The following is a 24,859-nucleotide window of genomic DNA, read 5'->3' as shown; positions in this document are numbered from 1 at the left end:
CCGCGCCCGGCGCACCCGCATTCCGGCCCACGTGCCGGGAGCCCCCGGTCAGTCCCGCCACGGGAGCCGCGCGGTCACCGTCGTCGGGCCGCCCGCCGGGGACTGCACGGTGAGGCTGCCGTCCACGGCCCGCAGCCGCTCGGCGAGGCCGGCCAGTCCGCCGCCCGCCGTCAGGTCCGCGCCGCCCCGCCCGTCGTCGTCGACCCGGATCACCAGGTGGTCCGGGCGGTCCAGGTGTCCCGGGCGGCCGGACAGGTCGTGACCCTTCTGGGTCTTCTGCCGGTCCGCCGTCTGACGCACCGTGACCGAGGCGCGGGTGGCGCCCGCGTGCCGGGTGACGTTGCGGAGCAGCTCGGAGACCGTCACGTACGCGAGGTTCTCGACGGCACGGGCCGGGCGGAGCGGCAGCTCCACGTCGACGGAGACGGGGACGGCGCAGCGGGAGGCGACGGAGGAGAGGGCGGCGTCCAGGCCCCGGTCGGTGAGGACGGCCGGGTGGATGTCCCGGGCGAGGTCGCGGAGCTCTTGGAGGGCGACCTTCACCTCACCGTGCGCCCCGTCGATCAGTCGTGCCGCCGCGTCCGGGTCCTCGGTGAGGCGTTCCTTCGCCAGCCCGAGCTCCATCGCGAGGGCGGCGAGCCGGGCCTGGGCGCCGTCGTGGAGTTCGCGTTCGATCCGGCGCAGGTCGGCCGCCGCCGTGTCCACGACCACGCCCCGGTCCGACTCCAGCTCCACCACGCGGGAGACCAGCCGGGACGGGCCGAGCAGCCCGCCGACCATCACCCGGTCCACGGAGGCCAGCCCCCGGACGATCCACGGCGACACGAGCACGAGGACCAGCCCGACACCGCAGGTCCCGGTCAGTTCGAAGGCCGAGTCCAGGTAGACCCGGTGCGTCGCGTCCCCGTACAGCTGGAGGCCGTCGACCCCCACGTACGCCGGGAAGACCCAGGCCCAGAGCGGGTACGTGAACATGCTCCACGCGGTCGTCACCACCGTCACCGAGACGGTGAACGCGAAGACCGCCCACGGGAAGTGCAGGAACCCGTAGAGCAGGTGGCGCCAGGAGGTGCCGCTGCGGAGTGCCGCGCCGGCCCAGGAGAACACCCCGCCGGTACGGCCCCGAACGGGCTCCGGGTCGGTGACGTCGAGCCGCAGCAGGGCGCGGGCCCGCAGGCGTTCCAGGACGCCGAAGCCCCGGCACACCGCCAGGCCCGCCGCGAGCACCGGAATGCCGAGGAAGGTGACCATCAGGCCGGCGCTCAGCGAGACCGTGGTGACCACGAGGACGAAGAGCACCGTGCTGATCGGCAGGCTCAGCAGGAGGTACAGCAACTCCCGCCAGGTCCGCGACTCGACCGGCGCGCGGAGCACGGCCGGGAAGAAGTGCTTCTCGACGGGGCGGTCCTTCTCGTCGGGGCGGTCCCAGGAGCCGGTGGAGCCACCGCCCTGCCCGTCCCGTGCGTCCGATCCGAATGCCGTGGCCATCGCTGCCGTCCGTTTCCGTTCTCCGGTGAGTCCATGGGGGAGCCCGATGGGTGAGCCCGACGACGGGCCGTTCCTCACATGCCGTTCTCACGGGACCCGTGGTCACGGCCCGCGCGCGGCTTCCCAGCCGAGGACTCCAGCCTCTTCCGTACGGGCGCGCCGCACCATGAGGGCGGTCTCCGTATCCGGCGGGGGGTTACCCCCACCCCGGCGTGCGCGCCGCACGCACGGCGGAGGGCCGGGGCACACGCGCCCCGACCCTCCGCGCCGCTTCCGGCTCCTGTTTCCGGTCTCCGGTCTCCGGTCTCCTGTTTCCGGTCTCCGGTCTCCGGTGGTGTCAGCCGGGGCCGGCCGCCCCGTCGCGCCACGGCAGCTCGGCCGTCACCGAGGTCGGGCCGCCCTCCGGCGACTCCACGACCAGCAGGCCGTCCACCGCGCCCAGCCGCTCCGACAGACCGGCCAGCCCCGTACCGCCCCCGGTCCGCGCCCCGCCCTGCCCGTCGTCCCGTACCTGGAGCATCAGCCGGTCGCCCGCGCGCCACACGTCCACGGCGGCCGAGCGCGCCCGGCTGTGCTTGCTGACGTTCTGGAGGAGCTCGGAGACGGTGAAGTAGGCGATGCCCTCGATCGCCTGGGCCGGACGGCCCGGCAGATCGACGCCGACCGTCACGGGCACCGTGCACCGCGAGGCGATCGAGGAGAGCGCCGCGTCCAGGCCCCGGTCGGTGAGGACGGCGGGATGGATGCCCCGGGCGAGGTCGCGGAGCTCCTGGAGGGCCACCTTCACCTCGCCGTGCGCCTCGTCGACCATCCGGGCCGCCGCCTCCGGGTCGTCGGTGAGTTTCTCCTTCGCCAGCCCGAGGTCCATGGCGAGCGCCACCAGCCGGGCCTGGGCGCCGTCGTGCAGATCGCGTTCGATCCGGCGCAGGTCGGCCGCCGCCGTGTCCACCACCACACCCCGGTCCGACTCCAGCTCGGCGATCCGCCGCTCCAGCTCGTCGGAGGGCGCCAGCAGCGTCCGGACCATCGCGCGGTCGACGTTGGCGAGCGCCCGCGTCACATAGGGGAGCACCGGCCAGAAGGTGAAGAATCCGACCAGCGTCACGGTGAACGTCACCACACCCCACGGCAGTCGGATGAACGAATACAGCAGCGCCCGCCAGCCCACCCGGTCGCCGAGACCCGACCAGAGCCAGGCGAAGAACCCCTTCTCGCGGCGGGTCCGCGCGATCGCGCCCGGCTCCCCGACATGGACCCCGAGCAGAACGCGGGCCCGGGCGCGCTCGAACCTGCCCAGCCCGCGCGAGCCCTGGATGCCGAGGGCGAGCAGCGGCAGCCCGATCACCGTGACGGAGAGCCCGGCACCCACGCTGACCAGCACGATCGCGTAGACGAAGCCGATGATCGTGGTCAGCAGGTTCGCCAGCAGATGGGCGATCTCCTTCCACGTCCATACGTCGAGGGCCGGGCGCAGCCGGGGCGGCCGGGGGTCGTCCGGCTCGGAGAGGCTCGCCGAGGTGATTCCGGCGGGGGGCTCGGCGGGGCGCTCGGCAGGGCTCTCGGCGGGGGGCTCGGAGGGGCTCGTCGTCATGTGTCCCAGCCTGCCGGTCCGACCCCCGCGCACGCCATGGGGCTCGTGGGTGCGAAGAAGTGGGGATAACCCCACCCCCGCCCCGCACCCCTAGCCTGCGCTCTGCCGCGCTCTGCCCCGTCCCCGCCCGGGACGCGGCTGCTTACCGTCTCTTTAACAGGGCCTAGACTCCCGTGCGTACAGATCGTCGAACGGTTCGAGGGAGCGAGGAACGGACGTGGCGGACGTGCCGGAACTGCCGGAGCCGACCGTTCTCGCGTCGGATTACTTCCACAGCTACTCGGTGGTCGGACTGCTCGCCCTCGTCGGCGTGCTCTTCGTCGCCGCCGCCTTCGGGGCAGGACGCCTGCTCAGGCCCGTGGTACCGACGCCCGAGAAACTCCTCACCTACGAGTGCGGCGTGGACCCCGTAGGAGAGGGCTGGGCACACACCCAGGTCCGCTACTACGTCTACGCCTTCCTCTACGTGATCTTCGCCGTCGACTCGGTCTTCCTCTTCCCCTGGGCGACCGTGTTCGCCGCGCCCGGATTCGGCGCGACCACCCTGGTGGAAATGTTCGTCTTCCTCGGCTTCCTCGCCGTGGGACTGCTCTACGCATGGAAGAAGGGCGTCCTCACATGGGCGTGACGAGCCGGCCGACCCCCGAGCCGCAGCCCGCGAACGGAACACAGGAAGCGGTGACCGGCCCCGGGCCGGTCCCGCTGCCGGAACCCAGACGGCTCGGCGTGCTGTCCCGCCTCGCGCCGGAACCGATGAAGGTGGTCCTGAACTGGGGCCGCCGCTACAGCCTCTGGGTCTTCAACTTCGGCCTGGCCTGCTGCGCCATCGAGTTCATCGCCGCCTCGATGTCCCGGCACGACTTCATGCGGCTCGGCGTGATCCCCTTCGCCCCGGGCCCGCGCCAGGCCGACCTGATGGTCGTCTCCGGCACGGTGACGGACAAGATGGCCCCGGCCGTGAAACGGCTGTACGAGCAGATGCCCGAGCCGAAGTACGTGATCAGCTTCGGCGCCTGTTCCAACTGCGGCGGCCCGTACTGGGACTCGTACTCCGTCACGAAGGGCGTCGACCAGATCATCCCCGTCGACGTGTACGTACCCGGCTGCCCGCCCAGGCCCGAGGCGCTGCTCCAGGGCATCCTCAAGCTCCAGGACCGGATCGCCCGCGAGTCCCTGGCGGAGCGTTACGCGACGGACCCCGCCGCCCGGCCCTCGACCGCCGCGCTGACCAGCGGGCTGGTCGCCGCACCCGCCGCACCCGCCGAGCCCGCAGAGCCCGGGGAGTCGCGGTGAACGCTTCCGAGAACCCCGCGCGCCTGTACGACCGGCTGCTCGACGCCGACGCGGCGGCCGTCGCCGAGGCCGTCACCGGGCTCTTCGGCGAGGGGGCGACCGCCGCGTACGCGTACGACCTGCTCACCGTGGACGTACCCGCCGACACCTGGACCGCCGCGCTGGAAACCGCGCGCGACCGGCTCGGCTGCACCTACTTCGACTGGCTGAGCGCCGTCGACGAACCGGGCACCGGCTTCCAGGTCGGCGCCCACGTGGCCGCGCTCTCCTCCGGTACGGTCCGGCGGCTGCTGGTCCGTACGACCGTCCCGCACGAGAAGGCCGTGCTGCCCAGCGCGATCGCCGTCTACGCGGGCGCCGCCTGGCACGAGCGTGAGACCCACGAGATGTTCGGCATCCGCTTCGAGGGCCACCCGCACCTGGTGCCCCTGCTGCTGCCCGAAGGCTTCGAGGGCCACCCGCTGCGCAAGGACTTCGTCCTCGCGGCCCGGGTCGCCAAGGCCTGGCCCGGCGCCAAGGAGCCCGGCGAGTCCGAGCACGGCGGGCCCAAGCGCCGCACCATGCTCCCGCCGGGCGTCCCCGACCCGAACGAGTGGGGCCCGCTCAAGGGCCAGCTGCCTCCCGCCCCGGCCCGCCCCGCGCGGGGCGCCCGCGCGGGCGCCGCCGCTGCCGGGGAGCGACCGGTACGCCGCGCCCGCAGCGTCACCGAGGGCTCGGCGGGACAGCGCACCACGCCCGCACCGCCGACCGAACCCCCGACCGCGCCCCCGGCGGCACCTTCGGCCGGACCTTCGGCCGCACCGGAGACCCCGGCCGAGGGCGCACCGGCCGCACGGCCCGCGCGCAGGTCCCGCAGCGTCTCGGCCGGTTCCGCCAGCCAGCGCGCGGAGAGCACCCCGGACGGTACGGAGACCCCCGCGACGGACACCGGGGCCACCCGCCGGACCGGCCCGGCGCCGGACTCCGGCACCCCGGAGAGCCCGGCTCCGCGCCGGACGGCCGGAAGCGCGGACGCCCCCTGGCACCACGCCCGCCCGGCGTTCGACGACGGGACCGGCGCGGCGAAGCCCGAGGCGGAGGCGAAGCCCGAGCCCGTGGCGGAACCCGAGCCCGTGGCGAAGCCCGAACCGGAAACCCCGTCCGCAGAACCCGCAGAGCCCGCAGAACCCGCAGAGCCCGCAGAACCCGCAGAACCCGCAGAACCCGCAGAACCCGCAGAACCCGCAGAACCCGCAGAACCCGCAGAACCCGCAGAACCCGCAGTACAGCCCGCAGAGCCCGAAAGTCCCGAAGTGACCCCCGACGTGCCCGAAGACCCCGATCACCGTTCCTCCGGAGGCGATACCGCGTGAACGACGTACTCGACGTCGCCCTCCGGCTCCTCATCGTCTTCGTCGTCTTCCTGGTCTTCCCGCTCGTCGTCGGCCAGACCGAGCACAAGGTGATGGCGCACATGCAGGGCCGCCTCGGCCCCATGTACGCGGGCGGGTTCCACGGCTGGGCGCAGCTCGTCGCGGACGGGGTCAAGTTCGCGCAGAAGGAGGACGTGGTCCCGGCCGACGCCGACCGCCGCATCTTCCAGCTCGCGCCGGCCGTGGCGCTGCTGCCGTACCTCCTGGTGGTGCTCGCCATCCCGGTCGGGCCCCAGGAGGGCGCGGTCGGCCAGACCGTCGACGCGGGGATCTTCTTCGTGCTCGCCGTCATGGGGATCGGCGTCCTGGGCTCGCTGATGGCCGGGTGGGCCTCCGCCAACAAGTTCTCGCTGCTCGGCGGGCTCCGTACCGCCGCCCAGCTCCTCGCGTACGAACTGCCGATGCTGCTCGCCGCCGCCTCCGTGGCGATGGCCGCCGGGACGGTGTCGCTGCCCGGGATCGTGGACGCGTTCGAGTGGTGGTGGCTGCCCTGGCAGATCACCGGCGGCCTGATCTTCTTCGTCGCCGGGCTCGCCGAACTCCAGCGGCCCCCCTTCGACATGCCGGTGGCCGACTCGGAGATCATCTTCGGCGCGTACACCGAGTACACCGGGCTGCGCTTCGCGCTCTTCCTGCTCGCCGAGTACGCCGGGATCGTCGTCCTGTGCGGTCTGACCACCGTGCTCTTCCTCGGCGGCTGGCACAGCCCGTTCGGCGGGGAGAGCCTCGGCTGGCTCTGGACCCTGGTGAAGACGGTGATCCTCGCGTTCGTCGTCATCTGGCTGCGGGTCACCTTCCCGCGCCTGCGCGAGGACCAGCTCCAGAAGCTCGCCTGGACCACGCTCATCCCGCTCGCCCTCGCGCAGATCGCGCTCACCGGCATCGTGAAGGTGGCGATCAACTAGTGCCTCCGATCCCCGGCTCCGGCCTGGCCAAGGGTCTCGCCGTCACCCTGCGGACCATGACCAGGCGGACGGTCACCGCGCAGTACCCGGACGCGCAGCCCGAACTCCCGCCGCGCTCCCGGGGCGTCATCGGGCTGTTCGAGGAGAACTGCACGGTCTGCATGCTCTGCGCCCGTGAGTGCCCCGACTGGTGCATCTACATCGACTCGCACAAGGAGACGAGCCCGCCCGCCGCCCCCGGCGGACGCGAGCGCTCCCGCAACGTTCTCGACCGCTTCGCCATCGACTTCTCCCTCTGCATGTACTGCGGTATCTGCATCGAGGTCTGCCCCTTCGACGCCCTCTTCTGGTCGCCGGAGTTCGAGTACGCCGAGACGGACATCCGCGACCTCACCCACGAGCGCGACAAGCTCCGCGACTGGATGTGGACCGTGCCGGAGCCTCCCGCGCTCGACCCGGGCGCCGAGGAGCCGAAGGAGATCGCCGCCGCCCGCAAGACGGCGGAGAAGCTCGAAGCCCAGCGCGTCCAGGAGGAGCAGGCGGAACAGGCAGCCCGGGAGGCCGGGCAGGCCACCCAGGAGCAGCCGCACGACGAGGAGGGCCAGGCATGATGCCCGCACTCGCCGCGAGCGCGGCGGCCCACCCCGGTTTCCTCTCCCCGTCCGGCGTCGAGATCGCGTTCGTCCTGGTCGGCCTGGTCACCCTCGGAGCGGCTCTCGTCTCCGTCACCACCCGTCAGCTGGTGCACGCCGCGCTCTGGCTCGTCGTCACGCTCGGCGGCCTCGCGGTCGAGTACCTCCTGCTCACGGCGGAGTTCATCGCCTGGGTCCAGGTGCTCATCTACGTCGGCTCCGTCGTGGTCCTCCTCCTCTTCGGCCTGATGCTCACCCGAGCCCCGATCGGCCGCTCACCGGACGCCGACTCGGAGAACCGGTGGGTCGCGCTCGGCGTGGCGGCCGCCGCGGCGGCGGCCCTCGTCTGGGTCGTCGTGGACGCGTTCCGCACCACGTGGATCGGGCTGGACGGGCCCGCGCAGGGCTCCACCGCCGTCACCGGGACTTTCCTCTTCCGCCACTGGGTGCTGCCGTTCGAGGCGCTCTCCGTGCTGCTGCTCGCCGCCCTGGTGGGAGCGATCGTGCTGTCCCGCCGGGACCCCGAGACCCGCGCGGCCCTCCCCGGAGCCCGGCGTACGTCCGGCAGCCGCACACCCGGCACCCGCACCACCGCCCGCCGCTCCGCCGCCCCCGGGCGTACGCGCGCCGGTCACCGGCCCGGCGCCCCGGGAGACCCGGCCGCCCCCGGCACCCCGGAAGAAGGGACCAGCTGATGCACCTCGCCTATCCCGCCGTGCTCGCCGTCCTCCTCTTCTGCGTCGGCGTCTACGGCGTGCTCGCCCGCCGCAACGCGATCCTGGTCCTGATGTCCGTCGAGCTGATGCTCAACGCCGTCAACCTCAACCTGGTCGCCTTCGACGTCTGGCTCCGCGACTCGCTCCACGCCGGCCAGGCCCTCACCCTCTTCACCATCGCCATCGCCGCGGCCGAGATCGGCATCGGCCTGGCGATCGTGCTCGCCGTGTACCGCAACCGCGGCACCTCCGACGTCGACCGGCTCCGCGACACCGCCGAGACCGACGACGCCGAGGCCCTTCCCGACGAGTGGACCGGCGACGGCGAACCCCTCGGCGAGGGCGCCCCCGGCACCACCGCAGACCCGGCCGCCCCGGCGGGGAAGGCAAGGAAGACAGAGGCCACCGCGTGACCACCACGACCCTCGCCGTCCTCGTCCCCCTGCTGCCCTTCCTCGGGGCCGTCGCCGGGCTGCTGCTCGGCCGCACCGTCCCCGGGTTCGTCCGGCCGCTCGCCGTCCTCCCGGTGCTCGCCGCGGCCGTGCTCGCCGTGGTCGTCGCCGTCGGCCAGGGCGGCGGCCGGGCCATCGACGCCTCGACCCGGCTGACCCCCACCGGCTCGGTGCCGATCGACCTCGCCCTCCACCTGGACGGCTTCGCGGTGCTCGTCGCGGTGCTCGTCGGGCTCGTCGCGACCTGCGTGCAGGTCTACTCGCTCGCGTACCTCCGCGACGACCCCCGCTACCCCTCCTACGCGGCGCTCGTCTCCCTCTTCACCTCCGCGATGCTGCTCGTCGTCTACTCCGGCGACCTGATGGTGCTGCTGGTCGGCTGGGAGGTCATGGGCATCTGCTCGTACTTCCTCGTCGGCCACTACTGGGAGACGCCCGAGGCGCGCGCCGCCTCCCTCAAGGCGTTCCTGGTCACCAAGCTCGGCGACGTCCCCTTCCTGATCGGCCTCTTCGCGCTCGCCGCCGACACCGGCACCTTCCGCATCACCGGCATCCTCGGCGCGGTCGCGAACGGCGGCCTCGACCACCCCACCGTCATCGCGCTGCTGCTGCTCGCCGGGGTGGCGGGCAAGTCCGCGCAGTTCCCGCTGCACACCTGGCTGCCCGACGCGATGGCCGGTCCGACGCCCGTCTCCGCGCTGATCCACGCCGCGACGATGGTGGCCGCCGGGATCTACTTCGTGGCGCGGCTGCTGCCCGTCTTCGCCGCCTCCGGCGCCGCTCTCGTCGTCCTCTCCGTGATGGCCGCCGTCACGATGGTCGGCTCCGGCCTGGCCGCGCTGGCGCAGGACGACATCAAACGCGTCCTCGCCTACTCGACCCTCGGCCAGCTCGGCTACATGGCCGGGGCGCTGGCCGTCGGCGACCGGGGGGCCGCCGTCTTCCACCTCCTGTCGCACGGTGCCTTCAAGGCAGTCCTCTTCCTCGCCGCCGGGGTCGTCATCCACGCCACCGGCACCAACTCGCTCGCCGCCATGTCCCGCATGGGCGGCCTGGCCAAGCGCATCCCCGACGCCTACTGGACGATGACCGTCGCCCTGCTGGCACTGGCCGCCATCCCGCCGTTCGCCGGCTTCTTCTCCAAGGAAGCCGTCCTCGTCGCCGCCGAGCACACCGCCCTCGGCGACCGCCACGTCGCCCCGGCCGCCGCCGGCTGGACGATCCTGATCGCCGGGCTGCTGGCCGCCGTGCTCACCGCCGGATACGCCATGCGGCTCTGGCTGCTCACCTTCCGGGGCCGCGGCCCCGCCGTGCCGGACCACGGCAGGCAGCCCGCCGCGATGACCTCCGTGCTCTGGGTCCTGGCCGTCCCCACCCTCGGCTTCGGCCTGACCGTCGGGGTGATCGGCGACTGGTTCGACGGACACCGCCTCACCCCGACGCTGACCACCGCCATCCTCTCCACGGGCGTCGGACTCATCGGCGGACTCGTCACCTACGCGGCGTGGCGGCACACCACCGCGCACGCCGCCGCCGGGGCGCCCTCGCCGTACACCGACGCCGTCAGCGCCCACCCGGAGGCCGAGCCCGCCCTGGTGGAGGCCGAGGCCATCAGCGCCCACGCCGCCGTCCACGACGACATCGCGGACGCCGCCGACCCGGCCGACCCCGGACGCCTGCTGCTCGGCCCCCTGCACGCCCCCGCGGCAGCCGGATTCCACCTGGACGCCCTGTACTCACGGCTCTTCGTGCGCCCCGTGCTGTCCGCCGCCCGCCTCGTCCGCTTCCTGGACCGCGAGGTCGTCGACACGTACGTACGCGGCTCGGGCACCACCGCACGGCTGCTCGGCACCGCCGTCCGCCGCGCCCAGACCGGCAACGCGCAGACCTACGTCTCCGCCCTGCTCGCCGGGTCCCTCGTCCTGACGATCGCCGTCGTCGTCTATGCCAACGTCAACGCCGGGGCGTGAACCGTGATCGATATCAGCCCGTCCGTGATGCAGGCCCTGCTGGCACTGGCCGTCGTCGGCCCGCTGGTGGGCGCCGTCGCCGCCCTGCTCCCCGCCCCGCCCGGACTGAAGGGCCGTGACCCCGACCAGGCCGTGCTCCGCCACGGCGTGACCGTGACCGGCGCGATCCTCCTCGTCACCCTGGTGCTGGCGGCCGGCTTCGACCGCGACCACGCGTCGACGATGCAGGCCACCACCGACATCGGCTGGATCCCGGCGCTGGACGTCCGCATCCACCTCGGCATCGACGGCATCTCTCTCCCCCTGGTCGTGCTCACCGCGCTCCTGACCTTCCTCTGCGCGCTGTACAGCTACTTCAAGATGCCCGCGGGCCCGTCCCCGAAGGCCTTCGTCGCCCTGATCCTGCTGCTGGAGTCCGGCACGCTGGCGACCTTCGCCGTGCTGGACCTGCTGCTCTTCTTCCTCGCCTTCGAGATGGTCCTCATCCCGATGTACTTCCTCATCGCCCGCTGGGGCGGCGAGGGCAAGCAGGCCGCGGCCTCGAAATTCGTCCTCTACACGGTGCTCGGCTCCGTGGTCATGCTGCTCGGACTGCTGCTCGTGGGAGTGAACAGCGGCACGTTCGACATGGTGGCACTCGCCACTGACAACGGCCGCGGCCTCTCCACGTCCGTGCAGGTCATCGCCGTTCTGGCGATCGGGATCGGGCTCGCCGTGAAGACCCCGATGTGGCCGCTGCACAGCTGGCTCCCCGACGCGCACACCGCCGCCCCCACGGTCGGCTCGGTGCTGCTGGCGGGCGTGATGCTGAAGATGGGCACGTACGGATTCGTCCGCGTGCTCCTGCCGGTCGCCCCCGAGGGCATGCACACCTTCGCGCCGTACCTCGGCGCCCTCGCGGTCGCCGGGATCGTCTACGGATCGCTCGCCTGCCTCGCCCTCGCCCGCCCGGGCGCCAAGGGCGACCTCAAGCGCCTGATCGCGTACTCCTCCGTCGGCCACATGGGCTTCGTGCTCCTCGGCATCGCCTCGATGACCCCCACCGGCGTCAACGGCGCGCTCTTCGCCAACATCGCCCACGGCCTCATCACCGGCCTGCTGTTCTTCCTGGTCGGCGCGGTGAAGGACCGGCACGGCACCGCCGACCTCGACACCCTCGCCGGGGCCACCGGCGCCGCCCTCTACGGCCGCGCCCCCCGCCTCGGCGCCCTGCTCGCCTTCGCCGCCGTGGCCTCCCTCGGGCTCCCCGGCCTCGCCGGGTTCTGGGGCGAGATGCTCACCCTCTTCGGCGCGTTCGACCCGGCCGGGGGCCTCAGCCGCCCCGCGTTCCTGACGTTCACCGCGATCGGCGCGTTCGGCACCCTGCTCACCGCCGCGTACATGCTCGTCGTGGTCCGCCGGGTCTGCATGGGCGAACCGCCCGCGCGCCCGAGCGGCGGCACCGGCCTCGGCACCACGCAGCAGGAGCCCTCGGCACCCGAGGGCACCGAGGTGACCGCGGGCACCACGGCGACCGCGGTGGCCACGCTCACCGTCGACCGGGCGGCCGCCACCGCGGAGATCGCCGACGTCCGCCCGTACGAGTTCGCCGCCTGGACCCCGCTCGTCGCCCTCACCGTCCTCGCCGGACTCTGGCCCGCCGTCCTCCTGGGACTCACCGACCCGGCCGTGCAGAAGCTCCTCGCAGGAGGCAAGTCGTGATCACGGACCTCGTGACCGCCGCCGTCGGAGCGGCCCCGGGCCCCGCCACGACGGGACCGGCCGGAGCCACACCGGTGGAGTCGGCCGCCGGACTCGTCCAGTCCGTCGACTGGCTCGCCGTCGCGCCTCCGCTCGTCGTCGCGGTGCTGGCCCTCGCCGTCCTCGTCGCCGACCTCTTCCTCGCCGAGCGCCACAAACCGCTCCTCGGGTACGCCACCGTCGCCGGGCTCGTCGTCGCCCTCGCCTTCCTGGTCCCGCTGCTGGGCGACCACCGCTCCACCTTCTGCGTGGACGCCACCGCCCCCGGCGCGGGCCGGGCGTGCAGCTACACCGCCGACGGCTTCGCCCTCGTGATCCAGGCCCTGGTCCTCGTCGGGGCGCTGCTCACCGCGCTGCTCTCGCTCGACGACACCCGGAAGCTGCCCGCCGGGGAGTTCTGGTTCCTGCTGCTCTCCTCGGCCTCCGGCGCGGTGCTGCTGCCCGCCTCCCGCGACCTGATCACCCTTGTCGTCGCCCTGGAAGTCGCCTCGCTCCCGGCCTTCGCCCTCGTCGGCATCAAGCGCGGCGACCGCCGCTCCTCCGAGGCGGCCCTCAAGTTCTTCCTGTCGTCCGTCACCGCGACCGCCGTGATGCTCCTCGGCGTCAGCTTCGTGTACGCGGCCACCGGCACCACCCACCTCACCGAGCTGGCCGACGCCCTCGACCACGTACCCCCCCGGTTCACCACCCTCGCGGCGACCGGCGTGGCGCTCACCCTCGTCGGCTTCGCCTTCAAGACCGCCGCCGCGCCCTTCCACTTCTGGGTCCCCGACACCTACGTCGGCGCCCCGCTGCCGATCGCCGCGTACCTCTCCGTCGTCGGCAAGGCGGTCGGCTTCTCGGGACTGATCCTGGTCACCGTGCTCGCCTTCCCGGCCTACTCCGACGTCTGGGGACCGGCCCTCGCCGTCCTCGCCGCGCTCACCATGACCGTCGGGAACGTCGCGGCCCTCCGCCAGGACCCCGCCCGCTCCCGCAGCGCCGTACGCCTGCTCGCCTGGTCCTCCGTCGGCCAGGCCGGCTACCTCCTGGTGCCGGTCGCCGCAGGCGCGTACACCAGTGGTCTCCAGGCGGGCTCCACCGTCGCGTACGCCCTGATGTACGCCGTCGTGAATCTCGGCGCCTTCGCGGTCGCCGCGCTCGTCGCCCGTACGAGCCCCGGCAACCGCCTCACCGACTACCGGAACCTCTACGCCCGCAGCCCGCTGACCGCCCTGGCGCTGGCCTTCTTCCTGCTCTGCCTGGCCGGCCTGCCGCCGGGCATCATCGGGCTCTTCGCCAAGGTCACCGTCTTCCGGTCAGCCGTCGACGCGGGCCTGGGCTGGCTCGCCGTCGTGATGGCCGTCAACGTGGTGATCGCCCTCGCCTACTACCTCCGGTGGACCGCGCTGCTCTTCCGGGGCACGGAGGCCGCCCCGAGCCCGGCGGAGGCCGCCCCGGACGCGGCCCCGGTGGCCGCGGAGGGCCGTACGGCCGTCGCCGCCCCGGCCCCCCTCGTCGCCGCGCTCGTCCTCACCACCGCCGCGGCGCTGGTCCTCTCCGGGGCGCCGCAGATCGTTCTGAGGTTCGCCGGCGGAACGCTTTTCTGACGCTTCCCGGACCCCCGTCCCGGCCCTCACCTCGCGGGTTTGCCCCGGCGGGCCGGGACAGGGCAGGGTCTCCGTGCAGGCATCACGCACCGGGCGAGACCCGGCGCGGAGAGTGCGGAGCGCGCGGAGAGCGCGAAGAGCGGAACGAGGGAGACAGCGCGGTGCTGAACGGATTCAAGGACTTCATCCTGCGGGGCAACGTCATCTCCATGGCGATCGGCCTCGCCGTGGGAGCGGCCTTCACCGCCGTCGTCACCGGATTCAGCAACGCCTTCATCGTGCCGCTCATCGGCGTCATCACCCGGGGTACCGGCGACTTCAACAAGGCGTCGTTCGACGTCGAGGGCGTCACCTTCCCCTACGGCCTCTTCATCGCCGCGGCCATCGCCTTCGTCATCACCGCCGCCGTGCTCTACTTCTGCGTCGTCGTCCCCATGCAGAAGGTCCAGGACCGCTTCACCGCGAAGAAGGCCGACGAGCCCGCCGACATCAAGGCGGCCCTGCGCGACTGCCCGCGCTGCTACACCGCCATCCCGGCCATCGCCTCGCGCTGCGGCCACTGCACCAGTGAGGTCGAGCCCGACCCGGCCGCCGTGGCGCTCGCCGAGCAGATCACCGGGAAGCCCGTGGGGGCCCAGAAGCTCCCCGCCCAGCGCTGACGGCCTCACAGAGCCTGCCGGACGGCCCCGCGGCCACCCGTACGGCTCACCCAGGGCCTTTTACGGTCCTGGGGTCTTCCGCAGCCGCGCGGGCCCCGCCCTCCGGGCCCGCGCACAAGGGAACTAGCTCACTTCGCCTGGCGTTGACCAGAACGGGAAGTTCCACTGATAAGTGGACCCCTATCGAGCAAGGGTTCCCCTGCTGCACCACTTGGAGGGCGTACCGTGCACCGCCGGCACAACGGGCTCAAGACCGCCGTACTCCTCGGCGGCCTGTCCGCACTGATCATCGTCATCGGCAGCTTCTTCGGGCGTACGGGCCTGATCGTCGCGCTCCTCGTGGCGGTCGCCACCAACGCCTACGCGTACTGGAACAGCGACAAGCTGGCCCTGCGGGCGATGCGGGCGCGGCCCGTCAGCGAGTTCGAGGCCCCCACGATCTACCGCATCGTGCGCGAGCTCTCCACCGCCGCCCGCCAGCCGATGCCCCGGCTCTACATCTCGCCCACCCAGGCACCCAACGCCTTCGCCACCGGACGCAACCCGCGCAACGCCGCCGTCTGCTGCACCGACGGCATCCTCCAGATCCTGGACGAACGCGAGCTGCGCGGGGTCCTCGGCCACGAGCTGAGCCACGTCTACAACCGCGACATCCTGATCTCCTCCGTCGCCGGAGCACTCGCCTCCGTCGTGATGTTCCTGGTCAACTTCGCCTGGCTGATCCCGGTCGGCCGCTCCAGCGACGACGAGGGGCCCGGCATCTTCGGCCTGCTCCTCGTGATGATCCTGGGCCCGCTCGCCGCCTCCGTCATCCAGCTCGCAGTGAGCCGCTCCCGCGAGTACGAGGCCGACGCCTCCGGAGCCCAGCTCACCGGTGACCCGCTCGCCCTGGCGAGCGCCCTGGCCAAGCTCGACGCGGGCACCAAGCGGCTCCCGCTGCCGCCCGAGCCGCGCATCGAGACCGCGAGCCACATGATGATCGCGAACCCGTTCCGGCCCGGCCAGGGTCTGTCCAAGATGTTCTCCACGCATCCGCCGATGGCGGAGCGCATCGCCCGACTAGAGAAGATGGCAGGTCATCGACCGTGAAGACGATCCTGAACGTCATATGGCTGGTCCTGTGCGGGTTCTGGATGTGCCTCGGCTACCTCGCCGCCGGTCTCGTCCTCTGCATCACGATCATCGGCATCCCCTTCGGCGTGGCCGCGTTCCGTATCGGCCTCTACGCCCTCTGGCCCTTCGGCTACATGGTGGTCGACCGTCGCGACGCGGGCGGCGCCTCCTGCGTCGGCAACGTCCTCTGGCTGGTCCTCGCCGGCTGGTGGCTGGCGCTCGGCCACATCGTCACCGGCATCGCGCTCTTCGTCACCATCATCGGCATCCCGCTGGCCATCGCGAACTTCAAGCTGATCCCGGTGTCGCTGATGCCGTTCGGCAAGGAGGTCGTCCCCACCGACCAGCCCTTCGCCGCCCGGTAGCGACGGCCCCTCGGCACGACCCGCCGGGCAACCGATCCGTCCCCGCCCGCGTCCCTGATTCCGTAACCAGGAAAGGGGTAAGCGGGTCACATGGGCATCATCGCGTGGATCATCCTCGGGCTTGTCGCCGGAGTCATAGCCAAGGTCCTGCTGCCGGGACGCGATCCCGGCGGCATCATCATCACGACCCTCATCGGGATCGCCGGAGCGTTCGTCGGGGGCTGGCTCTCCGCGAAGTTCCTCGACCGTCCCATCAACGACGACTTCTTCGACCTCGCCACCTGGGTGGCCGCCATCGCGGGCTCCCTGGTGCTGCTCATCGTCTACCGGCTGCTCTTCGGGAACTCCCGCGAACGCCGCTGACCCGCGCCGCCCGCCCGCCGGTCACCGGTCGTCGAGACCGGTCTCCCGCAGTGTCAGATTGAGCCGGCCGGCCCGCATCCCCGTATCCGGGCCGGCCGTCCCCGGGTACACCTTCGGCACCCCGTGGAAGGCGAACCGCGACGGTCCGCCGAACACGAAGAGATCACCGGACTCCAGCTCCACGTCCGTCCAGGGCCGTCCCCGGTCCTCCGTGTTCCCGAACCGGAAGACGCAGGTGTCGCCGATGCTGAGCGACACCACCGGGGCCCCGGAAAGCTCCTCCCGGTCCTGGTGCATGCCCATCCGGGCCGTGGCGTCGTAGAAGTTCACCAGCCCCGCGTCCGGCGCGTACGCCCGCCCCGCGGCCTCGTCCTCGTACGCCTCGGCCACCGCCGCCCGGCCCAGCTCCGCCAGCCACCCGGGGAAGTCCGCGACCCGGGCGCCGTTCACGTCGTCGGCCGTACGGACGTATCTGTACGGCAGCCAGTGCCAGCCCAGGCACACCGTGCGCACCGACATCACCCCGCCGCCCGGCAGCTCCGTGTGCCGCAGCGGCACCGGCCCCCGCGCCCACGCCCGGCAGGCCGTCACCAGCTCCCGCTGCCGCTCCACCGACAGCCACCCCGGCACGTGCACCGCACCGGGAGCGACGGTCCGCCGCTCCCTCGGAAACAGCCCCGCCGGCACGGTCAGTCCCGCCCGGCCGTGTTCCGCCCGGCCGTGTTCCGCACGGTCCCCCGCACCGCCGCGTCCGCCGCGTCCTCCGTCGCCCGGCCGTCGGCCCAGGCGCCCTCGAACGTCAGCAGCCGCTCCTTGCGCTCCGGCCCGCCCGCGTACCCGCGCAGCGAACCGTCCGCGCCGATCACCCGGTGGCACGGCCGCACCACCAGCAGCGGATTGCGCCCGATCGCGGTGCCCACGGCCCGTACCCCGGCCCCCGCGACGCCGACCCGCGCCGCCACCCAGCCGTACGACACCGTCCTGCCGTACGGGATCTCCTCCAGCGCCCCCCAGACCCGGCGCTGGAACTCCGTACCCGCCCCCGGCGCGTACGGCAGCTCGAAACGCGTCAGCCGCCCCGCGAAGTACGCCGAGAGCTGTGCCCGGACCTCCGCGAAGGCCTCCGGCGCCTCCCGCCACCCCGCCAGGACGACCGCCCCGCCCTTCTGCTCCGGTACGGACACGGAGAGCAGGCCCCCGGACGCCTCGTCGCCGACCAGCAGCAGTTCGCCCAGCGGGCTGTCGAACCTCGTGTACACCGTGCCCATCGACCGTCATCCCTCTCGCGCGCCACCCGGGCCCGAAGTGGTCCCGGTGGTGGCCCCGTACCTACGAGTCTGCGTCACCGGCGCACCGTCCGGCTGGCGGAAATCCGACATCAGGCATCCGGCGCGCGCACCCCGCGTCCGGACACGGCTCACGGCGGTGCCGAGAACGACACCGCCGTGGGGAACCTCAGGATCTGCGCGGGAGTACGGGCAACAGCCCGTCCGTCACCGGTAGTTGACGTACTGCAGGGCGAAGTCGAAGTCCTTGCCCTTGAGCAGCGCCTGGACGGCCTGGAGGTCGTCGCGGCTCTTCGAGCTGACCCGCAGCTCGTCGCCCTGGACCTGCGCCTTGACGCCCTTGGGGCCCTCGTCGCGGATGACCTTGGCGACCTTCTTGGCGTTCTCCTGGGAGATGCCTTCCTCGATGGTGGCGAAGATCTTGTACTCCTTGCCGGAGAGCTGCGGCTCGCCCGCGTCCAGCGACTTCAGCGAGATCCCGCGCTTGATCAGCTTGGTCTCGAAGATGTCGAGGATCGCCTTGACGCGCTCCTCGCCGTTCGCCTCCATCAGGATCTTCTCGCCGGACCAGGCGATCGACGCGCCGGTGCCCTTGAAGTCGTAGCGCTGGGAGATCTCCTTGGCGGCCTGGTTGAGGGCGTTGTCGACCTCCTGCCGCTCGACCTTCGAGACGATGTCGAAACTGGAGTCGGCCATGACGTGTGGCTCCTTGCGTCGTGATCGTGCGTAAGCGTGGGATGCAATGCGATGCAGGAGGAAGCCTAAAGGCTGGCCCCGCGTCCGGACGCTGATCAATCGAGTGGCGGAGCACCCCTGAGCATCGGGTATCGTTTACGTCGTCGCCAAGGAGTTCCCCAGCGGGGCTCCGAAGTGATGTTCGAGGCGGTGTGCCCGAGTGGCCAAAGGGAGCAGACTGTAAATCTGCCGGCTCAGCCTACCCAGGTTCGAACCCTGGCGCCGCCACCGAACGGGAAGCCCCCGTCCACAGCAATGTGGGCGGGGGCTTCCTTCATGTCCGGCCTTCTCCATGTCCGGCCTTCTTCATGTCCGGCCTTCTGCGTGTCCGGCTTTCACGCCCGGACGGCGGCGCGTGGACCTGCGGCGGGTATTCCGTACGCCCGCCGCAGGCCCCCGCCGCTCAGTTCCCCGAGACGTTCCTGACCGCGACCGCCACCGGCACGTTGCCGGAGATCAGCTCCAGGGTCAGGCCCGCCGTGCTCGGGGTGTCCAGCAGCTCCGCGAGGGCCGCCGCCACGTCGTCGCGGGGGACCGGGCCCCGGCCGGTGGACGGGGAGAGCAGGACCAGGCCGGTGCCGGCGTCGTCGGTGAGCAGGCCGGGGCGGAGGATCGTCCAGTCGAGGCCGGAGCGTGCCCGTACGGCGTCGTCCGCCGCGCCCTTCGCCCGCAGGTACACGTCGAAGACCTCGTCGCCCGGGTGCGAGGCGTCCGCCCCCATGGCCGAGACCATGACGTAGCGCCGGACGCCCGCGCGTTCGGCCGCGTCGGCGAAGAGCACCGCCGCGTCCCGGTCCACCGTGTCCTTGCGCGCGGCACCGCTGTTGGGGCCCGCGCCCGCCGCGAAGACCACGGCGTCGGCGCCCCCGAGCACCTCGGCCACCTCGTCCACGGAGGCCGATTCGAGGTCCAGCACGGCCGCTCGGGCGCCCACCGCCTCCAAGTCCCCGCGCTGACCCGGATCGCGGACGATGCCGACCGCCTCGTCCCCGCGCGCGGCGAGCAGACGCTCCAGCCGCAGTGCGATCTGACCATGTCCACCTGCGATGACAATGCGCATGGTCACGACCGTACGCCGGACCGGGCCCGCCCGCCGGGAGCGCGCCCGGCTCTTGGTCAACCAGGGCCCGGACCGGGGCCCGGCCGGCCCTGGCGCGGCAGCCCGTACGGCTCCGGCAGCTCCGGATCGCAGTACTCGCGCACCGCGCTCGTCCGGGCGACGATCCGCCCCCGGTGCACCACGATCCGGCTGTACGCGAGCGAGAGCACGCCCGCGAGGCCGTCGCCGCGCACGGCGAGGAGTTCGGCCGGGGCGCCCGCCTCCACCCGCACTTCGGGCAGCCCCATCGCCTGCCGGGCGGTGTTCGCGACGGCGTCGTACGCGGTTCTGACGGGCAGTCCGTGCTGCGAGGCCAGCAGGTACGCCGCCTCCAGCGGGTCCCCGCGCCCGACCGGGTTGACCGTGTCGCGCAACGCCCCGCTGCCCGCCGCCACGATGACCCCGGCCGCGCGCAACAGGCGTACGGGGGCGGTGAGTCGGCGCTTCGCGCCGGAGCAGCAGCCCTGGGGCAGACAGACCACCGCCACTCCCGCCGCCGCGAGTTGACGGGCCGCCTGAGCCACGAGCTCGGGCGGCAGCCGCGAGAGGCCGCCGCAGGGGCCGATGGTCACCCTCGGCCCCTGCGGCGAGGATCCACCCCCCGCCTCCGGTCCCGGACCCGCTCGCAGGTCGGCCGCCATCGCGGCGAACCGGGCCAGCCGGGCGGGGTCGGAGGCGTCCGTGTGCAGGTCCACCGGGAGCCCGTGCTCGGCGGCGACGGTGAGGGCCCGCTCCGCGTGCCCGTCCGGGTCGGGGTCGAGGTCCGGGCGCCCGCCGATCACGCCCGCGCCCATCGCCACGGCGTCCCTGAGCAGAGCCGTACCGTCCCCGCCGGAGGCTCCGGTGAGGCGCCTGGGGACCGCCACGGGCGTGAGGTCGGTCAGCCCGCGCAGCGCGTACCGGGCCTGCAGGACGGCCTCCAGCGGCCCGAGGCCCTGCGTGCCGCCCACCCGCACGTGGGTGCGCAGCGCGGTCGCGCCGTGGCCCAGCTGGAGCAGGGCGGCCTCGGTCGCGCGCCGGCGCAGGTCCTGGGGGCCGCGCGGGTCGGCGCCGCAGTCGGAGGCGGTGAGGGCGGTGTCGCCGTGGGCGTGGGGTTCGGCGGGGGCGGGGAGCAGCAGGTAGCCGCGCAGGTCGACCCGCGCGCCCCGGGTGCCGAGGCTGCCGGGGTCCCCGACGGCCTCGATCCGCGGCCCCGCCACCCGTACGTCCACCGGGCGGCCGTCGGCGAGCCGTGCGCCGCACAGCAGGAGCGGCTCGGGGGCCGCGCCGGGGCCGTCCACCGGGTCGTGGCCGGGTCGCCCCGGCCGGCTGTCGGGCATTGGCGCTCCTGGGAGGGGTGGTGGTCCCGCCACGCCCCGACGGCCGCCGGAACGGTGCCGGAACGCCGCCGGAACGGCCGTTTTCAAGATCGAACCGGCCTGAGCCTAGGGCGGAGTCCGACCTGTCCCAGGGAGGAGCGAAATAGTCATACCGGCGAGGCGGTGCGGGGCGCCCCGGACGGAGGGGTTCCGTGGGGCTGCTGGGGTTCCGCGCCCCGGGGTTCAGCCCCTGATCAGAGGCCTGGCGGGGCCTCGGGGCCGCCTTGGGGAGGGCCCGCGAGGGGGGCCGCGGAAACGGATTTGGGGGATCGGCGGAGAACCGTGTAATGTCTTCCTCGCTCGCCCCAATAGCTCAGTCGGTAGAGCGTCTCCATGGTAAGGAGAAGGTCTGCGGTTCGATTCCGCATTGGGGCTCTGGTGATCGGGAAACCCTGCTTCGGCAGGGGGACCTTTTCATCAAAGCGGTGTAGCTCAGTCGGTAGAGCAAGCGGCTCATAATCGCTGTGTCACCGGTTCAAGTCCGGTCACCGCTACAAACGGTAGCCGATTGTGGGGTCGGTCCTTCGATCGGCTACTCTTTTATGCGTTCATCCGTCCATCCGTCCGTCTTAGGAGCACTCACGTGGCTGCCACCGACGTCCGCCCGAAGATCACGCTGGCCTGCGTGGAGTGCAAGGAGCGGAACTACATCACCAAGAAGAACCGGCGTAACAACCCGGACCGTCTTGAGATGAAGAAGCACTGCCCGCGCTGCAACTCGCACACTGCGCACCGCGAAACGCGCTGAAACAGGCTCGTACACGAGGCCGTCCCCACTGGGGGCGGCCTCGTGTCGTTGTATGGGGTCGTGGGATGGTCCTTCGGCTTCCCTCGACCCCTTTTTTTCACTTCATCAGGAGGTAGCGAGCTCATGGCGCTCGACCAGTCCTTCGTGGGGCGGACCTATCCGCCCACCCCGGCGTACGAGGTCGGCCGGGAGAAGATCCGCGAGTTCGCCGAGGCGGTGGGCGACACCCATCCGGCGTACGTCGACGCGGAGGCGGCCCGTGCGCTCGGTCACCCGGACGTGATCGCGCCGCCCACCTTCGTCTTCTCCATCACGTTCAAGGCCGCCGGGCAGGTGATCGAGGACCCGCAGCTGGGGCTCGACTACAGCCGGGTCGTGCACGGCGACCAGAAGTTCGCCTACGCGCGCCCGGTGCGGGCGGGGGACCGGCTGACGGTCACCTCGACGATCGAGCGGATCAAGTCGATGGCCGGGAACGACATCCTGGACATCCGCGGCGAGGTCCACGACGAGTCCGGCGCACACGTCGTGACGGCCTGGACGAAGCTGGTGGCGCGAGCCGCCGAGGAGGCGTGATGACGGCGAAGGTCGCTTACGAGTCGGTCGAGGTCGGTACGGAGCTGCCGTCCCGCTCCTTCCCGGTCACCCGGGCCTCGCTGGTGCGGTACGCGGGTGCGTCCGGCGACTTCAACCCGATCCACTGGAACGAGAGGTTCGCGGTCGAGGTCGGACTGCCGGACGTCATCGCGCACGGCATGTTCACCATGGCCGAGGCGGTCCGGGTGGTCACGGACTGGGCCGGCGACCCGGGCGCGGTCGTCGAGTACGGCGTGCGCTTCACCAAGCCAGTCGTCGTGCCGAACGACGACAAGGGCGCGCTGATCGAGGTCAGCGGCAAGGTCGCCGCCAAGCTGGACGACAACCAGGTCCGGGTCGACCTGGTCGCCGTGTGCGACGGCCAGAAGGTGCTGGGCATGTCCCGCGCCGTGGTCCGCCTCGCCTGAGTACTCCGTACGGTCGCCCACAGGTGTACGGCAAGGGGCACCCGCTTCGGCGGGTGCCCCTTCCGCGTGTTCCGGTACACCCCTTGACGTGGTTAGTGATTGAGCAATAACTTACGTCCATGGTGAGAATGAGTGCGGACGAGCGGCGCGAGAGCGTCATCCATGCGGCGATCACCGCGTTCGCACGCGGCGGGTACGACGGGACTTCCACCGAGACGATCGCGCGGGCCGTCGGCGTCTCGCAGCCGTATCTCTTCCGCCTGTTCCCCAGCAAGCAGGCGATGTTCCTCGCCGCCGCCGAACGCTGCCTGACGGACACCATGGGCATCCTCCTGGAGGCGGGCGAGGCCGAAGACGCCGCCCAGTGCATGGCGGCGGCGTACGGGCGGCTGATCGCCGAGGATCCCGACAAGCTGCTCATGCAGATGCAGACGTATGCGGCGGTCGCGGCGGCCGAGGCGTCCGGGGACCACGAGTTCGGCGTCTCGGTGCGGGCCTGCTGGGCGCGCATGTGGGACGAGGTCCACCTCGCTCTCGGTGCCGACGACGAGGAGACCAAGAACTACTTCGCCCACGGCATGCTCATCAACACCCTCACCTCGCTCGGCTTCCCGGCCGGCCACCGGGTCTGGTCGTCCTTCTGGGACACCGCCCGCCCGATGTCCGGCGAGACCGGCGAGAGCAGCGACACCGACAAGACCGGCGCGACCGGCGACACCGGCGACACCGGCGACACCGGCGACACCGAGGGGGCCGGCTCCGGGCCGGTCCCCGGCTGAGAACAGCGCGACCGGGCCCCGGCGGACACCTCGTCCGGAGCTCGCCCCGCTCTCTGCCCGCAAAAGTTAGTCATCAATAACTAATCACTCGTCATCGGGGGAACCATGAACCAGCCCACGCCCACAGCTCTGCGCGGGGGAGCCCTCTGGGCTCTCGTCGTCACCAGCCTCGCCAGTTTCATGGCGGCGCTCGACAACCTCGTCGTGACCACGGCCCTGCCGTCCATCCGCGTGAGCCTCGGCGGCGGGCTGAAGGAGCTCGAATGGACGGTGAACGCCTACACGCTCACCTTCGCGGTCCTCCTGATGACGGGCGCGGCCCTGGGCGACCGGTTCGGCCGCCGCCGGCTCTTCCTCGTCGGGCTCTCCGTCTTCACCGGCGCCTCCGCCGCGGCGGCCCTTTCGCCCGGCATCGGTGAACTCATCGCCTTCCGGGCGGTCCAGGGCGTCGGCGCCGCGATCATGATGCCGCTCACCCTCACGCTCCTCACGGCGGCCGTCCCGGCCGCCCGCCGGGGCGCGGTGCTCGGCATCTACAGCGCGGTCACCGGCCTCGCCGTGGCGAGCGGCCCGCTGATCGGCGGCAGCATCACCGAGCACATCTCCTGGCAGTGGATCTTCTGGCTGAACGTGCCCGTGGGCCTCGTCCTGCTGCCGCTGGCCCGGCTGCGGCTGACGGAGTCGTACGCCCCCGACGCCCGGCTCGACGTCCCGGGCACCCTGCTGGTCAGCGGCGGCCTCTTCGGGATCGTGTACGCCCTCGTCAGCGCCAACTCCGAGGGCTGGACCAGCGCGCCCGTCCTCACCGGTCTGATCGCCGGCAGCGTGCTCCTGGCCGCCTTCGTCGTCCACGGCTTCCGGGCGAAGCGCCCGATGCTCCCCATGCGGCTCTTCCGCAGCCGGGCCTTCTTCGGCATCAACATCGCGAGCCTGCTGATGTTCCTCGGGATGTTCGGCTCGATCTTCCTGCTCAGCCAGTTCCTGCAGAGCGCCCTCGGCTACTCGCCCACCGAGGCCGGACTGCGGATGCTGCCCTGGACCGGCATGCCGATCCTGGTCGCGCCCGTCGCCGGCTACCTCAGCGACCGGTTCGGCGGCCGCCCCGTCGTCGTCACCGGACTCGTGCTCCAGGCCGTGGGCCTCGCGCTCTTCGCCCGGGTCCTCAGCCCCGACGTCGCCTACACCGCCCAGCTGCCCGGCCTGATCATCGGCGGCGTCGGCATGGCGATGTACTTCGCGCCCGCCTCCGGACTCGTCATGTCCAGCGTCCGGCCCGGCGAGCAGGGCATCGCCTCCGGCGCCAACAACGCGCTGCGCGAGGTCGGCGGCGCCCTCGGGGTCGCCGTACTGGCCTCCGTCTTCTCCGCCCGGGGCGGCTACGGCTCCCCGCAGCAGTTCACCGACGGGACCGTGCCCGCGGTCTGGATCGGGGCCGGTGTGGTGGCGCTCGCCGCGCTGGTCGCCCTGCTGGTGCCCGGCCGCCGGGGCGGCTCGCCGGCGCCGGAGCCCGAGCCCGCGGCCCCGGGCGTCCGCGTCCCGGCCTGACGGCCGCCCCGCCCGCC

Annotated in this window: 24 protein-coding genes, 3 tRNA genes and 2 pseudogenes; 22 read left to right on the top strand and 7 right to left on the bottom strand. The window is 72.5% G+C overall.

Annotation, left to right across the window (positions count from 1 at the left end; genetic code table 11):
* Positions 1 to 48: 48 nt before the first annotated feature.
* Both ACWCWD_RS21995 and ACWCWD_RS21990 read right to left on the bottom strand, forming a co-directional pair.
* Positions 49 to 1,488, bottom strand: coding sequence for a sensor histidine kinase (locus ACWCWD_RS21995; RefSeq protein WP_450774701.1), 1,440 nt, complete (start codon positions 1,486 to 1,488; stop codon positions 49 to 51).
* Positions 1,489 to 1,825: 337 nt separating this feature from the next.
* Positions 1,826 to 3,079 carry a sensor histidine kinase gene (locus ACWCWD_RS21990; protein ID WP_450774699.1) on the bottom strand — a complete coding sequence of 418 codons (1,254 nt, stop codon included), beginning with the start codon at positions 3,077 to 3,079 and terminating at the stop codon, positions 1,826 to 1,828.
* 226 nt (positions 3,080 to 3,305) lie between these two features.
* On the opposite strand from ACWCWD_RS21990, the gene ACWCWD_RS21985 reads away from it, so the two are divergent.
* The 14 genes from ACWCWD_RS21985 (at position 3,306) to ACWCWD_RS21920 (ending at position 16,288) form a co-directional block, all read left to right on the top strand.
* Positions 3,306 to 3,707 (top strand): NADH-quinone oxidoreductase subunit A, encoded by a 402-nt coding sequence (locus tag ACWCWD_RS21985; protein WP_386888201.1) that lies wholly within the window; start codon positions 3,306 to 3,308, stop codon positions 3,705 to 3,707.
* Entirely contained in the window at positions 3,698 to 4,372 is a 675-nt protein-coding gene (locus ACWCWD_RS21980; RefSeq protein ID WP_450774697.1) for an NADH-quinone oxidoreductase subunit B, read from the top strand. Before ACWCWD_RS21985 ends, ACWCWD_RS21980 begins: the two co-directional genes overlap by 10 nt.
* A gap of 23 nt (positions 4,373 to 4,395) precedes the next feature.
* Positions 4,396 to 5,724, top strand: coding sequence for an NADH-quinone oxidoreductase subunit C (locus ACWCWD_RS21975; protein ID WP_450774831.1), 1,329 nt, complete (start codon positions 4,396 to 4,398; stop codon positions 5,722 to 5,724).
* A complete protein-coding gene (locus ACWCWD_RS21970) occupies positions 5,721 to 6,689 on the top strand; it encodes a complex I subunit 1/NuoH family protein (protein WP_450774695.1) in 969 nt (322 codons plus the stop codon). The genes ACWCWD_RS21975 and ACWCWD_RS21970 overlap by 4 nt, the downstream gene beginning before the upstream one ends.
* Positions 6,689 to 7,300 (top strand): 4Fe-4S binding protein, encoded by a 612-nt coding sequence (locus ACWCWD_RS21965; RefSeq protein WP_450774693.1) that lies wholly within the window; start codon positions 6,689 to 6,691, stop codon positions 7,298 to 7,300. The genes ACWCWD_RS21970 and ACWCWD_RS21965 overlap by 1 nt, the downstream gene beginning before the upstream one ends.
* Positions 7,297 to 8,016, top strand: a complete 720-nt coding sequence (locus tag ACWCWD_RS21960) for an NADH-quinone oxidoreductase subunit J family protein (protein WP_450774691.1) — start codon at positions 7,297 to 7,299, stop codon at positions 8,014 to 8,016. Before ACWCWD_RS21965 ends, ACWCWD_RS21960 begins: the two co-directional genes overlap by 4 nt.
* Positions 8,016 to 8,450 carry an NADH-quinone oxidoreductase subunit NuoK gene (gene nuoK / locus ACWCWD_RS21955; protein ID WP_450774688.1) on the top strand — a complete coding sequence of 145 codons (435 nt, stop codon included), beginning with the start codon at positions 8,016 to 8,018 and terminating at the stop codon, positions 8,448 to 8,450. The genes ACWCWD_RS21960 and nuoK overlap by 1 nt, the downstream gene beginning before the upstream one ends.
* The gene (locus tag ACWCWD_RS21950) at positions 8,447 to 10,459 is read left to right on the top strand and encodes an NADH-quinone oxidoreductase subunit 5 family protein (protein ID WP_450774686.1); all 2,013 of its coding nucleotides are present in this window, start codon (positions 8,447 to 8,449) and stop codon (positions 10,457 to 10,459) included. Before nuoK ends, ACWCWD_RS21950 begins: the two co-directional genes overlap by 4 nt.
* Before the next feature lie 27 nt (positions 10,460 to 10,486).
* Positions 10,487 to 12,160 (top strand): complex I subunit 4 family protein, encoded by a 1,674-nt coding sequence (locus ACWCWD_RS21945; protein ID WP_450774829.1) that lies wholly within the window; start codon positions 10,487 to 10,489, stop codon positions 12,158 to 12,160.
* Between the two features lie 74 nt (positions 12,161 to 12,234).
* A complete protein-coding gene (locus ACWCWD_RS21940) occupies positions 12,235 to 13,788 on the top strand; it encodes an NADH-quinone oxidoreductase subunit N (RefSeq protein ID WP_450774827.1) in 1,554 nt (517 codons plus the stop codon).
* 161 nt (positions 13,789 to 13,949) lie between these two features.
* The gene (locus tag ACWCWD_RS21935) at positions 13,950 to 14,447 is read left to right on the top strand and encodes a large conductance mechanosensitive channel protein MscL (protein WP_450774684.1); all 498 of its coding nucleotides are present in this window, start codon (positions 13,950 to 13,952) and stop codon (positions 14,445 to 14,447) included.
* 225 nt (positions 14,448 to 14,672) lie between these two features.
* Positions 14,673 to 15,536, top strand: coding sequence for a zinc metalloprotease HtpX (gene htpX / locus ACWCWD_RS21930; RefSeq protein WP_450774682.1), 864 nt, complete (start codon positions 14,673 to 14,675; stop codon positions 15,534 to 15,536).
* Positions 15,533 to 15,925, top strand: a complete 393-nt coding sequence (locus ACWCWD_RS21925) for a YccF domain-containing protein (protein WP_328721247.1) — start codon at positions 15,533 to 15,535, stop codon at positions 15,923 to 15,925. Before htpX ends, ACWCWD_RS21925 begins: the two co-directional genes overlap by 4 nt.
* Before the next feature lie 90 nt (positions 15,926 to 16,015).
* Positions 16,016 to 16,288, top strand: a complete 273-nt coding sequence (locus ACWCWD_RS21920; RefSeq protein WP_327176228.1) for a GlsB/YeaQ/YmgE family stress response membrane protein — start codon at positions 16,016 to 16,018, stop codon at positions 16,286 to 16,288.
* 21 nt (positions 16,289 to 16,309) lie between these two features.
* Here ACWCWD_RS21920 and ACWCWD_RS21915 read toward each other — a convergent pair whose 3' ends face one another.
* The 3 genes and pseudogenes from ACWCWD_RS21915 to ACWCWD_RS21905 all read right to left on the bottom strand — a co-directional run bounded on the left by ACWCWD_RS21915 (position 16,310) and on the right by ACWCWD_RS21905 (position 18,270).
* On the bottom strand, positions 16,310 to 16,975 hold the full coding sequence (locus ACWCWD_RS21915; RefSeq protein ID WP_450774679.1) for an alpha-ketoglutarate-dependent dioxygenase AlkB family protein: 666 nt from the start codon (positions 16,973 to 16,975) through the stop codon (positions 16,310 to 16,312).
* 98 nt (positions 16,976 to 17,073) lie between these two features.
* Positions 17,074 to 17,556, bottom strand: a pseudogene (locus ACWCWD_RS21910) (methylated-DNA--[protein]-cysteine S-methyltransferase); the annotation flags it as partial.
* A 225-nt stretch (positions 17,557 to 17,781) separates the two neighbouring features.
* Entirely contained in the window at positions 17,782 to 18,270 is a 489-nt protein-coding gene (locus ACWCWD_RS21905; RefSeq protein WP_275493775.1) for a YajQ family cyclic di-GMP-binding protein, read from the bottom strand.
* A 185-nt stretch (positions 18,271 to 18,455) separates the two neighbouring features.
* Here ACWCWD_RS21905 and ACWCWD_RS21900 point away from each other — a divergent pair.
* A tRNA-Tyr gene (locus ACWCWD_RS21900) sits at positions 18,456 to 18,537 on the top strand.
* A 175-nt stretch (positions 18,538 to 18,712) separates the two neighbouring features.
* Here the strand turns inward: ACWCWD_RS21900 and ACWCWD_RS21895 are convergent.
* On the bottom strand, positions 18,713 to 19,369 hold the full coding sequence (locus ACWCWD_RS21895; RefSeq protein WP_450774677.1) for an SDR family oxidoreductase: 657 nt from the start codon (positions 19,367 to 19,369) through the stop codon (positions 18,713 to 18,715).
* Positions 19,370 to 19,425: 56 nt separating this feature from the next.
* The gene (locus ACWCWD_RS21890; protein ID WP_450774675.1) at positions 19,426 to 20,727 is read right to left on the bottom strand and encodes an amidohydrolase family protein; all 1,302 of its coding nucleotides are present in this window, start codon (positions 20,725 to 20,727) and stop codon (positions 19,426 to 19,428) included.
* A 341-nt stretch (positions 20,728 to 21,068) separates the two neighbouring features.
* Here ACWCWD_RS21890 and ACWCWD_RS21885 point away from each other — a divergent pair.
* From ACWCWD_RS21885 to ACWCWD_RS21855, 7 genes and pseudogenes are all read left to right on the top strand, one after another.
* Positions 21,069 to 21,141 (top strand) — tRNA-Thr (locus ACWCWD_RS21885).
* 46 nt (positions 21,142 to 21,187) lie between these two features.
* A tRNA-Met gene (locus ACWCWD_RS21880) sits at positions 21,188 to 21,260 on the top strand.
* Positions 21,261 to 21,349: 89 nt separating this feature from the next.
* Positions 21,350 to 21,514: a 50S ribosomal protein L33 gene (gene rpmG / locus ACWCWD_RS21875; protein WP_003956487.1), complete on the top strand. Its 165-nt coding sequence runs from the start codon at positions 21,350 to 21,352 to the stop codon at positions 21,512 to 21,514.
* 123 nt (positions 21,515 to 21,637) lie between these two features.
* Positions 21,638 to 22,090 (top strand): FAS1-like dehydratase domain-containing protein, encoded by a 453-nt coding sequence (locus ACWCWD_RS21870; protein ID WP_450774673.1) that lies wholly within the window; start codon positions 21,638 to 21,640, stop codon positions 22,088 to 22,090.
* Complete coding sequence (locus tag ACWCWD_RS21865; RefSeq protein WP_450774671.1) at positions 22,090 to 22,518, top strand: MaoC family dehydratase; 429 nt, start codon at positions 22,090 to 22,092, stop codon at positions 22,516 to 22,518. Before ACWCWD_RS21870 ends, ACWCWD_RS21865 begins: the two co-directional genes overlap by 1 nt.
* A 128-nt stretch (positions 22,519 to 22,646) precedes the next feature.
* Positions 22,647 to 23,180 (top strand): annotated as a pseudogene (locus tag ACWCWD_RS21860) (TetR/AcrR family transcriptional regulator); the annotation flags it as partial.
* A gap of 222 nt (positions 23,181 to 23,402) precedes the next feature.
* Positions 23,403 to 24,842 carry a DHA2 family efflux MFS transporter permease subunit gene (locus tag ACWCWD_RS21855; protein WP_450774669.1) on the top strand — a complete coding sequence of 480 codons (1,440 nt, stop codon included), beginning with the start codon at positions 23,403 to 23,405 and terminating at the stop codon, positions 24,840 to 24,842.
* Positions 24,843 to 24,859 lie beyond the last annotated feature (17 nt).

This window comes from Streptomyces sp. NPDC001493 (genome assembly GCF_053597235.1).
The sequence above is the reverse complement of the archived record's forward strand: the minus strand, read 5'-3'. Positions and strand labels throughout refer to the sequence as shown.

Coding starts and splice junctions, on each gene's coding strand:
- ACWCWD_RS21870 (WP_450774673.1), top strand. CDS start 21,638: ATGGCGCTCGACCAGTCCTTCGTGGGGCGGACCTATCCGCCCACCCCG.
- ACWCWD_RS21855 (WP_450774669.1), top strand. CDS start 23,403: ATGAACCAGCCCACGCCCACAGCTCTGCGCGGGGGAGCCCTCTGGGCT.
- ACWCWD_RS21995 (WP_450774701.1), bottom strand. CDS start 1,488: ATGGCCACGGCATTCGGATCGGACGCACGGGACGGGCAGGGCGGTGGC.
- ACWCWD_RS21960 (WP_450774691.1), top strand. CDS start 7,297: ATGATGCCCGCACTCGCCGCGAGCGCGGCGGCCCACCCCGGTTTCCTC.
- ACWCWD_RS21945 (WP_450774829.1), top strand. CDS start 10,487: ATGCAGGCCCTGCTGGCACTGGCCGTCGTCGGCCCGCTGGTGGGCGCC.
- ACWCWD_RS21890 (WP_450774675.1), bottom strand. CDS start 20,727: ATGCCCGACAGCCGGCCGGGGCGACCCGGCCACGACCCGGTGGACGGC.
- ACWCWD_RS21920 (WP_327176228.1), top strand. CDS start 16,016: ATGGGCATCATCGCGTGGATCATCCTCGGGCTTGTCGCCGGAGTCATA.
- ACWCWD_RS21990 (WP_450774699.1), bottom strand. CDS start 3,079: ATGACGACGAGCCCCTCCGAGCCCCCCGCCGAGAGCCCTGCCGAGCGC.
- ACWCWD_RS21980 (WP_450774697.1), top strand. CDS start 3,698: ATGGGCGTGACGAGCCGGCCGACCCCCGAGCCGCAGCCCGCGAACGGA.
- ACWCWD_RS21895 (WP_450774677.1), bottom strand. CDS start 19,369: ATGCGCATTGTCATCGCAGGTGGACATGGTCAGATCGCACTGCGGCTG.
- nuoK (WP_450774688.1), top strand. CDS start 8,016: ATGCACCTCGCCTATCCCGCCGTGCTCGCCGTCCTCCTCTTCTGCGTC.
- ACWCWD_RS21865 (WP_450774671.1), top strand. CDS start 22,090: ATGACGGCGAAGGTCGCTTACGAGTCGGTCGAGGTCGGTACGGAGCTG.
- ACWCWD_RS21905 (WP_275493775.1), bottom strand. CDS start 18,270: ATGGCCGACTCCAGTTTCGACATCGTCTCGAAGGTCGAGCGGCAGGAG.